15 protein-coding genes are annotated in these 13,569 nt (G+C 67.8%); 9 read left to right on the plus strand and 6 right to left on the minus strand.

Going from position 1 to position 13,569, the window contains the following annotated elements:
- Window positions 1-13: 13 nt before the first annotated feature.
- Genes UK23_RS13815 through UK23_RS13830 form a run of 4 tightly spaced genes read right to left on the minus strand, consistent with a single transcriptional unit; the run spans window position 14 to window position 3,697 of the window.
- Entirely contained in the window at window positions 14-493 is a 480-nt protein-coding gene (locus UK23_RS13815) for a GNAT family N-acetyltransferase (protein WP_196777727.1), read from the minus strand.
- A gap of 41 nt (window positions 494-534) precedes the next feature.
- Window positions 535-1,437: a carbohydrate ABC transporter permease gene (locus tag UK23_RS13820; RefSeq protein WP_231114501.1), complete on the minus strand. Its 903-nt coding sequence runs from the start codon at window positions 1,435-1,437 to the stop codon at window positions 535-537.
- The gene (locus UK23_RS13825; RefSeq protein WP_231114502.1) at window positions 1,434-2,390 is read right to left on the minus strand and encodes a carbohydrate ABC transporter permease; all 957 of its coding nucleotides are present in this window, start codon (window positions 2,388-2,390) and stop codon (window positions 1,434-1,436) included. The genes UK23_RS13820 and UK23_RS13825 overlap by 4 nt, the downstream gene beginning before the upstream one ends.
- Window positions 2,387-3,697 carry an ABC transporter substrate-binding protein gene (locus UK23_RS13830; protein ID WP_045311891.1) on the minus strand — a complete coding sequence of 437 codons (1,311 nt, stop codon included), beginning with the start codon at window positions 3,695-3,697 and terminating at the stop codon, window positions 2,387-2,389. Before UK23_RS13830 ends, UK23_RS13825 begins: the two co-directional genes overlap by 4 nt.
- A 242-nt stretch (window positions 3,698-3,939) precedes the next feature.
- Here UK23_RS13830 and UK23_RS13835 point away from each other — a divergent pair, with 242 nt between their 5' ends.
- The 9 genes from UK23_RS13835 (at window position 3,940) to UK23_RS13870 (ending at window position 12,541) form a co-directional block, all read left to right on the plus strand.
- The gene (locus UK23_RS13835) at window positions 3,940-5,937 is read left to right on the plus strand and encodes a beta-galactosidase (RefSeq protein ID WP_196777728.1); all 1,998 of its coding nucleotides are present in this window, start codon (window positions 3,940-3,942) and stop codon (window positions 5,935-5,937) included.
- A gap of 1 nt (window position 5,938) precedes the next feature.
- Complete coding sequence (locus tag UK23_RS13840) at window positions 5,939-6,736, plus strand: DeoR/GlpR family DNA-binding transcription regulator (protein WP_045311893.1); 798 nt, start codon at window positions 5,939-5,941, stop codon at window positions 6,734-6,736.
- Window positions 6,733-7,815, plus strand: a complete 1,083-nt coding sequence (galT, locus tag UK23_RS13845; protein ID WP_045311894.1) for a galactose-1-phosphate uridylyltransferase — start codon at window positions 6,733-6,735, stop codon at window positions 7,813-7,815. The genes UK23_RS13840 and galT overlap by 4 nt, the downstream gene beginning before the upstream one ends.
- A 67-nt stretch (window positions 7,816-7,882) precedes the next feature.
- Window positions 7,883-9,496, plus strand: coding sequence for a S1C family serine protease (locus UK23_RS13850; protein WP_082114637.1), 1,614 nt, complete (start codon window positions 7,883-7,885; stop codon window positions 9,494-9,496).
- Window positions 9,497-9,656: 160 nt separating this feature from the next.
- A complete protein-coding gene (locus tag UK23_RS13855) occupies window positions 9,657-10,340 on the plus strand; it encodes a response regulator transcription factor (protein ID WP_045311895.1) in 684 nt (227 codons plus the stop codon).
- A 41-nt stretch (window positions 10,341-10,381) separates the two neighbouring features.
- Window positions 10,382-11,242, plus strand: a complete 861-nt coding sequence (locus UK23_RS13860; RefSeq protein WP_082114643.1) for a sensor histidine kinase — start codon at window positions 10,382-10,384, stop codon at window positions 11,240-11,242.
- 5 nt (window positions 11,243-11,247) lie between these two features.
- On the plus strand, window positions 11,248-11,748 hold the full coding sequence (locus UK23_RS13865; RefSeq protein WP_045311897.1) for a MogA/MoaB family molybdenum cofactor biosynthesis protein: 501 nt from the start codon (window positions 11,248-11,250) through the stop codon (window positions 11,746-11,748).
- Window positions 11,735-11,917, plus strand: a complete 183-nt coding sequence (locus UK23_RS51520; protein ID WP_156213088.1) for a hypothetical protein — start codon at window positions 11,735-11,737, stop codon at window positions 11,915-11,917. The genes UK23_RS13865 and UK23_RS51520 overlap by 14 nt, the downstream gene beginning before the upstream one ends.
- A 9-nt stretch (window positions 11,918-11,926) precedes the next feature.
- Window positions 11,927-12,541 (plus strand): hypothetical protein, encoded by a 615-nt coding sequence (locus UK23_RS13870; protein WP_045311898.1) that lies wholly within the window; start codon window positions 11,927-11,929, stop codon window positions 12,539-12,541.
- A 17-nt stretch (window positions 12,542-12,558) separates the two neighbouring features.
- Here the strand turns inward: UK23_RS13870 and mscL are convergent, their stop codons facing one another.
- Window positions 12,559-12,990: a large-conductance mechanosensitive channel protein MscL gene (mscL, locus tag UK23_RS13875; protein WP_045311899.1), complete on the minus strand. Its 432-nt coding sequence runs from the start codon at window positions 12,988-12,990 to the stop codon at window positions 12,559-12,561.
- On the minus strand, window positions 12,990-13,544 hold the full coding sequence (locus tag UK23_RS13880) for an SAF domain-containing protein (protein WP_045311900.1): 555 nt from the start codon (window positions 13,542-13,544) through the stop codon (window positions 12,990-12,992). Before UK23_RS13880 ends, mscL begins: the two co-directional genes overlap by 1 nt.
- Between the last annotated feature and the right edge of the window lie 25 nt (window positions 13,545-13,569).

Here is a 13,569-nt window from a genome sequence, read left to right on the forward strand (position 1 = left end):
ATGAAGGTTCCCTTCATCGTTTGCGCACGTGCCGGTGAGCGCTGGCGGCATAGGCCGGTGGTGCGGGCGGGATCCGTTCATCCAGGACGTAGCCGCACTTCTCCGCGACCCGGCAGGAAGCCTGGTTGTCCTCGGCGTGCACGAGGCTGAGGCGGGTGAGGTTCAGCGTGTAGAACGCCCAGCCCGTCACGGTTTCCACGGCGCGCGCGGCGATGCCCTGGCCGCGGGCCTGAGGTGCGGTCCAGTAGCCGACTTCGGCCACCTCCGCGGTCGCCTTCACCACCACGTGGCCGACGGGGACGTGCTGAGTCAGCACGGCGAAGCTGAACCGGGTCCGGGAGGCCCACCCGGCCGCCTGCACGTCCAGCCACTGCCGCGCTTCCGCCTCGTCGGTGAGGGAAGTGGAGAGCCAGCGGCGCATCGCCGGGTCGCGGTGTGCCGCGAGCAGTGCGGGCAGGTCGTCCGTCCGCCACGGGCGCAGGGTGATCGTCACGGTCGCCATTGTGCTCCGGCGACCGTGACGGCTTCCGTTCGTCAGCCCTTCGTGGAGCCGAGGGTCAAACCGCCGACGAACTGCCGCTGCAGCACGAAGAACACCACCAACGTCGGCAACGCCACCAGCAGCGACCCCGCCGCGATGAGGTTGTTGTCCGTGAAGAACGTGCCCTTGAGGTTCTGCAACGCCGAGGTGACCGGCATCTTGTCGCCGTCCTGGATCAGCACCAACGCCCACAGGAAGTCGTTGTAGATCCAGGTGAACTCCAGCGTCGCCAGCGCGGCGAGCACCGGCCGGCACAGCGGCAGCGTCAGCTGCCAGTACTGCCGGAACACCGACGCGCCGTCGACCCGCGCGGCCTCGGTCAGCTCGTACGGGATCGTCTTCATGTAGTTCGACAGCACGAACGTGCAGAAGCCGGACTGGAAGGCGATGTGGATCAGCACGACACCGATCGGCGAGTCGATCAGCGAACCGCTGTCGCTGATCCACTCCGGCACCTCGATGAGCCGGTACAGGCGCCACAGCGGCGTCACGATCACCTGCTGCGGCAACAGGTTGCCCGCGGTGAAGATCATGAGCAGCAGCAGGTTGAACTTGAAGCTGAACCGGGACACGCCGAACGCCACCATCGAGCTGAGCAGCAGCGTGATGATCAGCGCCGGGACGGTGATCAGGAACGTGTTCCAGTAGAAGTGCGGCAGGTCGCCGATGTCCCACGCCTTCGCGAAGTTCTCGAGCGTGAGCGACTTCGCGATGGAGAAGTACCCGTTGACCGACGTGTCCTCGTACGTGCGCAGCGACGCGTAGACGGCCCACAGCAGGGGCGCCAGCGTCATGAGGCACGTCAGGATCAGGAAGGTGTGCAACGCGACCCGCGCCGGAGTCACGGTGCGCTTCTTAACAGCCGGCACCGAAGGCCGTTCCAGCGTGGCCGTCACGACCGGTTCTCCTTGCTGAACGTCTGGTACAGGTAGGGGATGATCACGCCGAGCGAGATCGTCAGCAGGATCACCGCCACCGCGGAACCCCGGCCGATGCGCGAGGCCTCACCGATGATGTTGTCGGTCACCAGCACCGACAACAGCTCGAGTCCGTTGCGCCCCTTGTTGATGACGTACACGATGTCGAACGCGCGCAGCGCCTCGATCACCGTCACGACCGCGACGACGATGTTCACCGGCTTCATCACCGGGAAGGTGACGAGGAAGAACGTCTGGGTCGCCGAGGCACCGTCCAGCGAGGCGGCTTCCTTCAGCGACGGGTCGACACCCTTCAGGCCGGCCAAGTACAGCAGCATGATGTAGCCGGTGTGCCGCCACGCCGCCGCGACGAGCACGGCGTAGAGGTTGATGTCGGAGTCGCCGATCCAGTCGACGGGCTTGTCGCTCAGGCCGAGCAGCGAGTTCAGCAGACCGCCGTCGGGCGTGTAGATCAGCTGCCAGATGAACCCGATGAGCGCGAGCGACAGCACCATCGGCATGTACAGCGCGCTCTGGTAGATCCGGCTGAACTTGATCTCGCGGTCGAGCAGCACGGCGAGCAGCAAACCCGCACATGTCGGCACGATGAGCAGGAACGCCAGCCAGATCAGGTTGTGCTGCACGGCCGGCCAGAACCGCGGGTACTCGGTGAAGATCTCGACGTAGTTCGAGACACCGATCCACTCGATGTCCTCGAAGCCGCCGATGCCGTTCCACCTGCTGAACGACAGCGCGACGGAGCCCAGCGTCGGGATCCACACGAACAGCAGGTGCACGATCGTGGGGATGCCGAGCATGAGCCCCAGCACCAGTTTGTCCGTGCCGGCGAGGGCGGTGGCACGCTTTCCACGCCGACGAGGCGGCGGCCCCTGGGGGGCCACCGCCTTCGGCTTCTCCTGCAATGCGGTCACTTGAAGATGTTCTTCGCCTGGTCGGCCATGCCCTTGAGCACGGTGTCGACGTCGTCGGGGTTCTTGATGAAGGAGATGAGGCCGTTGGTCGCCGCCTCGCTCGCGAAACCGGGATCGGTGTCGCGGTCGAGGAACTGCGTGATGTGCTTGGCGTTCTTGATGACCTCAGCCGACTTCTTCTGCAGCGCGTTGTAGCCGGACGTGTCCGCCGTCTGGTTGGTCGCGACCGCGGTCGGGTCGGCCTTCAGGTAGGCGAGCTGCGGCTCGGCGCTCGACAGGTACTCGAGCAGCTTGAGCGCGCCCTCCGGGTTGGCCGGCTTCTTCGCCATCATGTAGCCGTCGATCGGCGCTTCGACCGTGTCCGTGCCGTGCTCCGGGTTGATCTCCGGGAACGGGAAGAAGTCCAGGTCGTCCTTCTCCGCGTCCGGGAACTGCTGGCCCACGAACGCGCCCAGCAGGTACATGCCGGACTTCTTCTGCTGCAACGTCTGCGCGGCTTCCTGCCACTCGCGGCCGAGTGCGTTCTCCTGGTGGAACGGCAGCAGCCGCTTCCAGGTGTCGAACACGTCCTTGACCTTCTTGTCCTGCCAGCTCTCCTTGCCGGCCAACAGGTCGACGTGGAACTGGTAGCCGTTCTGGCGGAAGTTCAGCTGGTCGAACGTGCCCATGAGGGGCCAGCCCTGCTTGCCGGCGGACGCGATCGGGATCAGGCCGTCGGCCTTCATCTTCGTGGCGAGCGCGACGAGCTCGTCGAGCGTCTTCGGGGTCTGGTAACCCTTCTCCTGCCAGACGCTCTTGCGGTAGAAGATGCCCCACGGGTACTGGGTGAACGGGATGAAGTACTGCTTCTTGTCCGAACCCGTGGACGCCTGCTTGAGCGCGTCGGAGTAGTTGCCACCGACCTTGCCCCACAGGTCGCTCAGGTCGCCGGTGAGGCCCTGGTCGGCGAAGAACCGCATGCGGTAGCCCGCGAACCAGGCGAGCACGTCGTCCGGCTTGCCCTGCAGGTAGTTGTTGATCTGCTCCTGGTACTGCTCGTGCTGCTTGGTGTTGATCGTGACGGACAGGCCGCCGGAGTTCTTCTCGAACGCCTTGACCGCCGCCGTGATCGCGTCCTTCGGCACCTGGTCGGACAGGTTGTTGCCGAAGGTGACGACCTTCGAGTCGCTACCGGAGCCCGAACCGCCGCCACCGCACGCCGCGAGGCCACCGGTCGCGGCCACACCGGCGCCGGCCAGCATGATCCGCAACAGGGTGCGCCTGTCGAGTTGCGGTAACGGAGAGGAACCTGACGCGTACCGGACCATCTTCGCTCCTACAGGTGACACTCGCTCGTGTGCGAACCGAACAGGACTCCAACAAAGTTGCGCACAATGTGGTCCCAGGCACACATCCTGTCAAGTCCCGTTACTCAGCTGTTAAACCCGTGCACAGCCGGTTTCTAGCACGATCCCGGTACTTGTACCGGTCAACCGCCGAACAGACCCAAACGTGAAGTTGTGTTTGCTTGTGTTGACGTTGTGGGTGTTTGTCGGCCACTCTTGCCGCCGTGACGACTTGGCCAACTGACATGCCCGGGCTCGGCTGGGGTGCTGACTACAACCCCGAGCAGTGGCCTGAACACGTGTGGGCTGAGGACGTCGAACTGATGCGCAGGGCCGGGGTGAACCTGGTCAGCGTGGGGATCTTCAGCTGGGCGAAGATCGAGGTCAGCAAGGGTGAGTACCGGTTCGGCTGGCTCGACCGGGTGCTCGACCTGCTGCACGCGGGAGGCATCCGCGTCGACCTCGCGACGGCCACCGCCGCGCCCCCTCCGTGGCTCACCACCGCGTACCCCGAGATGCTGCCCGTCCGCGCGGACGGCGTGCGGTTATCGCACGGATCACGGCAGGCGTACTGCCCGTCGTCGCCGATCTACCGCGACCGGGCGACCGCGCTCGCCGCCGAGATGGCCTCGCACTACCGCGACCACCCGGCGCTGGCCGCGTGGCACGTCGGCAACGAGTACGCGTGCCACGTGAAGCGCTGCTATTGCGACACGTGCGCGGCGTCGTTCCGTGACTGGCTGTCATCGCGGTACACGCTCGATCAGTTGAACGACGCGTGGTCGACGGCGTTCTGGAGCCAGGGCTACACGGACTGGTCGCAGATCCTGCCGCCGCGTGTCACGCCGACGTTCTCGAACCCCGGCCACGTGCTCGACTACGACCGGTTCTCCGACGACGCGATCCTCGAGCTGTACAAGGCCGAGCGCGACGTGCTGAAGATGATCACGCCGGACGTGCCGGTCACCACGAACTTCATGGTCAACTGGACCTTCGGCGCGCTGGACTACTGGAAGTGGGCGCGCGAGGTCGACTTCGTCTCCAACGACCACTACACCGAGTCCCAGTCACCCGACCGGCACGTCGAGCTCGCGATGTCCGCGGACCTCGTGCGCGGGCTGGCGGGCGGTGAGCCGTGGTTGCTGATGGAGCACTCGACGTCCGCGGTGAACTGGCAGCCGCGCAACATCGCGAAGCTGCCGGGCGAGATGCGGCGGCACTCGTTCCAGCACATCGCCCGCGGTGCGGACGGAGCCCTGTTCTTCCAGTGGCGGCAGTCGCGCGGTGGTGGCGAGCGCTACCACTCGGCGATGGTGCCGCACGCCGGAACCGACACCAAGGTGTACCGCGAGGTGTGCCAGGTCGGTGCGGAGCTCGGGCAGTTGACCGGAGTTGCCGGATCCACTGTGGACGCTCCGGTCGCGATCCTCTACGACTTCCAGTCCGGCTGGGCGCTGCAGCAGGACGCGCACCCGACCCAGGACTTCGACTACTTCAAGCACGTCTTCGGCTACTACAAGGCTTTGTGGGAGTCCGGGGTCACGGTCGACTTCGTGGCGCCCGGCACGAACCTCTCGGCGTACTCGATGGTCGTCGTACCGGCGTTCCACGCGGTGTCCGACGCGCACGCCGCTGTAGTCGCCGACTACGTGGCAGGCGGCGGTCATGTCGTGGTCACGTACTTGTCCGGTGTTGCCGACGAACACCTCCGGATCCGGCTGGGCGGGTACCCCGGTGCGTTCCGCGACGTCCTGGGTGTGTGGTCGGAGGAGTTCTTCCCGCTGCGGCAAGGCGAAACCGTCTCGTTGAGTGATGGTTCAACAGTCTCGCTGTGGACGGAACACCTGCACGTCAGGACCGCTGACATCGTTGCCTCGTACGTCGACGGGCCGTTGCCCGGCGTGCCCGCGGTGACACGAAACGCGTTCGGCAACGGTGTCGCGTGGTACGTGGCGTGCGATCTTGATGGGAGCGGTCTCCGCCGAACGGTGGAAAACGCGCTTTCCGGTGCGGGCGTACCGGTGTCTGCCCAAAGGATCGAACACAGCGGGATCGAGCTTGTGAGGCGGAAGGGCGACGTATCGTGGCTCTTCGCCGTCAACCACACCGACACCGACGCGCAGATCGAGGCGTCCGGTGTCGACGTGTTGTCCGGCGCGCAGGTCTCCGGACGCCTCACCGTGCGAGCCGGGGACGTCGTCGTCCTCAGGGAAGAGGTGTGAGGTGCTGGCACGTCAACGGCAAGCGGTGATCCTGGAAGAGGTCAAGCGGACTGGCGCGGTGCGCGTGAGCGACCTGGTCGTCCGGCTCGGCGTCTCCGACATGACCGTGCGCCGCGACCTCGACGTGCTCGCCTCGCGCGGACTGGTGGAGAAGGTCTACGGCGGCGCGACGTCCGTGGTCGGCCGCTCGACCGACGAGCCGGGGTTCGAGGCCAAGTCGGTGCGGCAGCTGCCCGAGAAGGAAGCGATCGCGGCGCTGGCGGCGGGACTCGTGCGTCCGGGAACGGCCATCGGGCTGTCCGCGGGCACGACGACGTGGACGTTGGCCCGGTTCCTGGACGACATCCCGGACCTGACCGTCGTCACGAACTCGATCCGCGTGGCTGACGTGCTGCAGCAGAGCGGGCGCACCGACCGCACGGTGGTGCTGACCGGTGGCGTGCGCACGCCGTCCGACGCGCTGGTGGGCCCGGTGGCCGTGCAGGCGTTGCGGTCTCTGCACCTCGACGTGGTGTTCCTGGGCGTGCACGGCATGGCCGAGCGCTCCGGCTTCACCACCCCGAACCTCAACGAGAGCGAAACGGACCGCGCGCTCGTCGACGCCGCCGGGCGGGTGGTCGTGGTCGCGGACCACACGAAGTGGGGCACCGTGGGCATTTCCACGATCGCCGACCTCGACGAGGCGCACGTGCTGGTGACCGACGAAGGTCTGTCGGACGACGCGCGCGCGGCACTCACCGAGCAGGTCGGTGAGTTGGTTTTGGCGCATGTACCAGGAAGCGGCGAGGAGTTGGCGTGAGGCGTACCGCGGGGAAGCTGGCGGACGGCCGGGAGATCATCTACTTCGACGACAGCGCTGAGGCGCCACCGCGGGTCGCGGTGGACACCCGGGACCTCCCGGAGTCTCAGCCGATGTCCGAAGTCCGGCTGGACCCGTTGACCCGCGAGTGGGTCGCCATGGCGGCTCATCGCCAGACTCGGACGTACAAACCGCCGGCGGACCTCTGTCCGTTGTGCCCGTCGACGCCGGGGCGGCCCACGGAGATTCCCGAGGCCGACTACGACGTCGTCGTGTTCGAGAACCGGTTTCCCTCGCTGGCGCAGAACGTTCCCGAAGTTCCGTCCACTGTGGATGGTGAGGCGCTGTTCGTGCGCGCGCCGGGGCGTGGGCGTTGTGAGGTCGTGTGCTTCACGTCCGACCACAACAAGTCGTTCGGTGAGCTCTCGCCGTCGCGCGTGCGGACCGTCGTCGACGCCTGGGCCGACCGGGTCGAGTACCTGTCGTCGTTGCCCGGTGTCGAGCAGGTCTTCCCGTTCGAGAACCGCGGTGAAGAGATCGGTGTGACGCTCTCGCACCCGCACGGCCAGATCTACGCGTACCCGTTCGTGACGCCTCGGACCGAACGCATGCTGGAAGCCGCGTTGGAGTACTACGCAGCTAACGGGCGTCCGTTGTTCGGTGACGTGCTGGAGGCCGAGCTACGCGCGGGCGCGCGTGTGGTGGAGGAGTCTCCGCACTGGGTGGCGTTCGTGCCTGCTGCGGCGCGCTGGCCGGTCGAGGTCGTGCTGGCGCCGCGTCGCCAGGTCGCGGACCTCGCCGGTCTGTCCTCTGTGGAGCGTGACGACTTCGCGTCGTTGTACCTGAAGGTGTTGCACCGGCTGGATGCCTTGTACAACCGGCCGTTGCCGTACATCGCGGCGTGGCACCAGGCGCCGGTCAACGTCGGTCGTGACGAGCTGTGGCTGCACCTGCAGGTCTTCTCGGTGCTGCGGACCGCGGACAAGCTGAAGTACCTCGCGGGCTCCGAGTCCGGTGAAGCCGTGTGGATCAACGACGTGACGCCGGAACAGATCGCCGAGCGCCTCCGAACGGTCTGAAGAACTCCTCACAGAGCTCCAAGGCTGGTCTAAGGGTTCTCTCAGGACGGGCCGAGAGACTATGCCCATGACCGAGAGCAACCAGCCAGCGCAGCAGCCGGACCAGCCCCACTCCGTGCCGCCGACCGCCGGTCAGAGCGACTCCGGCGCGCGGGAGCAGGGCCCGTCGCAGCCGGAACCCGGCCAGCCGGATCCTTTGCAGGGGGGATCCGGCCAGGCTGGGGCTCATGGAGCACCCGCAGGCCTGGGTGATGTGCCCGCTTCGTTCACCTCCGCCCAGCGGCAGGTGCCTTCACCTGCCGCGGGCCTGGGCGACGCGCCCGCTTCCTTCTCCTCGGGCCAGGTGCCTTCACCTGGTGCGGGCTTGGGTGACGTGCCCGCCTCTTATTCTTCGGCCCAGCCGCAGGTGCCCTCACCTGACGCGGGCCAGGCGCAGCTCGGCGGGTCCGGACCCGGCCAGCAGCTACCTCCAACCGGGTCCGGCCAACTTCCCCAGGGCCACCCCCTCGGCCTGGGGTCCACCACCGCCCAGTTCGGTGCGGAACCCGGCCCGTCCACGGGCCAGTACTACCTGCCGCCCGGTTACCAGCCTCCGCCCGTCCCTGCGCGCCCCAAGGGCCGCGGCAAGGTCGTGGCGGGCGTCGCGGCCCTCGTGCTGCTCGTCGGTGGCCTCTCCGGCGGTCTGGGCGGCTACCTGGGCTACACCTTCGCGAACGAGTCGTCGTCCGTCAGCTCGCTCGACACGCCGCGCCCGGCCTCGCAGACCAGCAACGCCCCGGCGGGCTCGGTCGAGGAGGTCGCGAACAAGCTGCTGCCGTCCGTCGTGCAGATCCAGGTCGTGACGCGACAGGGCGCTGGCGAGGGCTCCGGCTTCATCATCTCCAGCAACGGCCAGATCGTGACGAACAACCACGTCGTCGAGGGTGCCGCGGCCGGCGGTGACATCAAGGTCGTCTTCCAGGACGGCAAGACGGTCAGCGCCAAGATCCTGGGCCGCGACCCGAGCTCGGACATCGCGGTCATCCAGGCGGACGGCGTCTCAGGGTTGCCCGTCGTGCAGCTCGGCAACTCGGGCGACATGAAGATCGGCCAGGGCGTCGTCGCGATCGGCTCGCCGTTCGAGCTGTCCGGCACCGTCACGTCCGGCATCGTCTCCTCGCTGAACCGCCCGGTCTCGGCCGGTGGTGACGCCCGCAACTCGCAGGCGACCGTGCTGAACGCGATCCAGACCGACGCGGCGATCAACCCCGGCAATTCGGGCGGCCCGCTGGTGAACATGCAGGGCCAGGTCGTGGGCATCAACTCCGCGATCTACAGCCCGAACCAGTCGGGCGGCCAGGCCGGTTCCGTCGGCATCGGCTTCGCGATCCCGATGGACCAGGCCCGCCGCACGGTCGACGAGATCGTGAAGTCCGGCAAGCCCAAGCAGACCGTGCTCGGCGTGAAGGTCGAGTCGACCGAGCAGGGCGCCAAGATCTCCGAGATCACGCCTGGCGGTGCTGCCGAGAAGGCCGGGCTGAAGGCCGGCGACGTGATCACCAAGTTCGGGGACCGGCGGATCGACGAGTCGGACACGCTGGTGGCCGCTGTTCGGTCCAAGGCGCCCGGCGACAAGGTCACGATCACGTTGTCCGACAACAGGACTGTGGAAGCCACCCTCGACGGCGTCGAGGTGGGATAGGTCGGGGGAGCGCGTGGTTCTGGCATCCGCCGCCCGCCAGAACCACGCGTCACGACCCGAAGGACCGGCCCTGTGCGCACCTGCCCCGCGCGCAGGCCGGTCTCTTTTCGTTTTCTTACGGATCTGAGCCGGGCGGGCTCGGGTGGCCTAGCTTGGTGACGTGGTGGAACGGGTGCTGGTCGTCGACGACGACACGACGGTGCGGGACGTGGTGCGCCGCTACCTCGAACACGCCGGGTACGAGGTCGAGCTCGCCGGCGACGGGGAGACGGCGCTGCAGCTGATGGCCGCGCACGAGCCGGACATCGTCGTGCTGGACCTGATGCTGCCCGGGATCGACGGGATCGAGGTGTGCCGGCGGATCCGGCAGCGCGGCAGCACGCCGGTGGTGATGCTGACGGCGCTGGGCGAGGAAGAGGATCGCATCGCCGGGTTGCAGATCGGGGCGGACGACTACGTCACCAAGCCGTTCAGCCCGCGCGAGCTGGCGTTGCGGGTGTCGTCGGTGCTGCGGCGCGCCAGCCGGGCCTACGAGCCGCGGGTGGTGCGAGATGGGGACCTCGAGCTCGACGTGGCCGCGCACACCGCGACGTTGGACGGCATGCCGTTGCAGCTGACGACCCGGGAGTTCGACCTGCTGGCGTTCTTCATCGGCAACGCGGGCAAGGCGTTCGGGCGGGCCGAGCTGCTGGAACGGGTGTGGGGCTGGCAGTTCGGCGACCAGTCGACCGTGACCGTCCACGTGCGACGGTTGCGGGAGAAGATCGAGAAGGATCCCGCCAAGCCGCGGCGGCTCAGCACCGTGTGGGGTGTGGGCTACCGGTACGACAGAAGTTCGTTGTGAAGATCTTCGACCGGCTGAGCCGGGTGTCGCTGACCACCGCGATGACCGTCATGGTGATCGTGCCGGTGGTCGCGACCATCGGCGGCGTGCTCGTCGTGAGCGGGTTCATGTTCACCCCGATGCTCAACGCCGCGCTCATGGCGTGCGCGGTGGTCGCGGTGGTCACCGTGCCGTTCTCGATCATGCTGGGCCGGGCGATCGCGCGGCGGACCATGTGGGAGCGCGAGGCCGAGGCGGCGCGGCGGCAGCTGGTGGCGTGGATCAGTCACGACCTGCGCACGCCGCTGGCCGGGATCCGGGCGATGACCGAGGCGCTGGAGGACGGCGTCGTCTCCGAGCCGGGCGAGGTGGCCGTCTACGCGAAGCAGATCGCGCAGGAGGCCGACCACCTGTCGAAGCTGGTGGACGACCTGTTCGAGCTGTCGCGGATCACGGCGGGCGCGTTGAAGCTGGCGCTGCACGACGTGGCGCTGGCCGATGTGGTCAGCGATGTCGTGGCGGCGTCGCGGCCCGTGGCTCAGCTTCGAGGTGTGGAGCTGCGCGCGGACGCTCGCGAGTGGCCGGTCGTGCGCGGGTCAGATCCGGAACTGATGCGTGTCGTGCGCAACCTCGTGTCGAACGCCATTCGCCACACACCGGAGGGCGGCACGGTCGCCGTCCAGGTCGATGTGGACGGTGGCGAAGCGGTGGTGCGGGTGGACGACGCGTGCGGCGGCATACCCGCTGACGTGCTGCCTCACGTGTTCGACGTGGGGTTCCGCGGTTCTCCGGCACGCAATCCGTCCGGTGCCGGACTGGGCCTCGCGATCGCGCGCGGCCTGGTCGACGCGCACGACGGGACGATCGCCGTGCAGAACCAAGGTCCTGGCTGCCGCTTCGAAGTCCGACTCCCGCTACGGTGATCGGTATGGAACGCAGCGCGCAGCGCCTTGGCCGCGCTTTGGTCGTGATCGTGGACGACCGGGTGGCGCACGGCGAGCAGGACGACAACTCCGGTCCCCTCGTCACCGAACTGCTCGAAGAAGCGGGCTTCATCGTCGACGGCACCGTCGCGGTCGAGGGTGAGGTGGTCGACATCCGGGCCGCGCTCAACACGGCCGTCATCGGTGGCGTCGACCTCGTGGTCACCGTGGGCGGCACAGGTGTGTCCCCGCGCGACGTCACCCCCGACGCCACGCAGGGTGTGCTCGACCGTCCGATCCACGGCATCGCCGAGGCCCTCCGCGCCTCCGGTCTCGCCGCGGGCGCGGTCGACGCGGGCATCTCGCGCGGGCTCGTGGGCGTCTCCGGCAGCACGCTGGTCGTGAACCTCGCGGGCTCCAGGTCCGCCGTTCGCGACGGCATGGCGACGCTGTCGGCGTTGGTGCCCTACGTCATCGAGCAGTTGAGTGGTCTTGACGAAGAGTGATTCGCCAGAGCCGGCCGACGACGACGCTGCTGTGAAGCGCCGTCGCCGGCTGGCTGAGGTGTTCGGCGACGTGCTGCCGGAGACGACGTCGGACGAACGCGGTGGCGCCCCCGAAGGCGACCGCGAAGCTTGGTACCGCGAGAACCGGCCGCCGCACCACGGCGGATAGGGGGTCGTGATGCGCAGGCCGTGGAACCCGGACTTCAAGCCGAAGCGCTCGGACCGGATGGCGACCGTGCTGCTGCTGCCGCAGGACGAGGCCGCCCTGCAGGCGGCGATCGTCGCTGCCTGGCCGTCTACGCGGATCATCGACGGACGCGCCCCGTGGCCCGCTCAGACCACGTCCAGGCCGCCGGTGCGGGACTCCGTGCTCGATGTGGAACGCAACGCGTTTCTCTGGGACCCGGAGATCCATCCCCGGCTGCCCACACCGCGGTTCACCGGCTACGCCAGGCGCGCTCCCCAGGCCGGACGCGTGGTGGAGTGGCGTCGGAGCCTCTGCACGGACGGCGTCCTCGCCAGCGGCATGATCAGCGCCGTCGTGTGGGACGACATGGACCCGCGCATGATCGCGTTCATCAGCGCCGTCTGGCGTGCGGTGGTGGAGCACACGAGCAACAACCTCGTGCGGTGGATCGAAGGTACGGGTCAGGAACAGCTGATGCGTGCCAGCCGCGTCGGCCATCACGCGCTGGCCGCCGCTCGGGCCGGCGAGATCTGCCTGGGCACGACGGAGGAGAAGTGGCGGCTGCACCCGCCGAGCCAGGAGAAGGCGCGCGGCGCTCACTGGTGAGACCGCGCGCCTCGTCCCTAGACCTTCGGGTTGCGCACGTCGGTTCCTGACGTCGGCTGCTGCCCGTTCTGCGCGGCCAGCAGGTCGCGGATCTCCTTGAGCAGCTCGACATCGGTGGGCTCGGACGGGCCGGGCTCCACACCCCGCTCGCGGCGCTCCTTGATCTTGTTCATCGGGAGCACGAAGATGAAGTAGACGACCGCGGCGACGATCACGAAGTTGATGCCCGCGGTGATCAGCGCACCGAAGTCCATCACGGTCTTGTCGGAGTCACCGAGCTTGACCGCCAGGCCCTCCACGTTGTTGCCGCCGAGCAAGGCGACCAGCGGGTTGATGATGTTCGCCGTGAACGCGGTGACGATCGCTCCGAACGCGGCGCCGATGACCACGGCCACAGCCAGGTCGATGACGTTTCCGCGCATCAAAAAGTCCTTGAAACCCTTCAGCATCAGCGGAGGGTAACGGCTAACGCATGATCCAGTGACATCGCGGCCACGCGATTCGCATTAAGTCTCGGCAACATGAGCACAACGACTTGTCCTCGTGTCTCACGCACGGATGCGTTCTCCGCCAGCACTTCGGCCGACGGCGACACCACGTCGACCCGGTCGCCCATCCGCACCACACCGGCCAGGCCCTGGTCAGCGACCCGCACGGCAACGGAAGCCAGGTCGTCGGTAGCTGAGGAAAGATCGAAGTCGGTCAGCGGGACGCCGGAACGTGCCGCACCGCTCAACGTTCTGCCCACGACCAGGTCCGCGCGGGAGAACGAACCCGTGACAGGGGCCGGGAAAGACACCAGCCGGACATCGGTCGCCGACAGCGCGGCACCGGCAGGCAGATCACGTGAGGTGACGACGGCCGGGTACCCCACGTCAGGCCAGAAGGCTCCCAGAGCGGCCAGTAGCACCAGGCCCAGAGCCAGAAACCGGCGCCACGCAACAGAAGGACGACGGCGGAGCAGAACGCGGACCCGGTCGAACGCGGTGCTGGAAAGAGTCATGCCCTCGACGGTAGGGCCGTCGAGG

The sequence above is a fragment of the Lentzea aerocolonigenes genome (assembly GCF_000955955.1).
Classification (GTDB): Bacteria; Actinomycetota; Actinomycetes; order Mycobacteriales; family Pseudonocardiaceae; genus Lentzea; species Lentzea aerocolonigenes_A.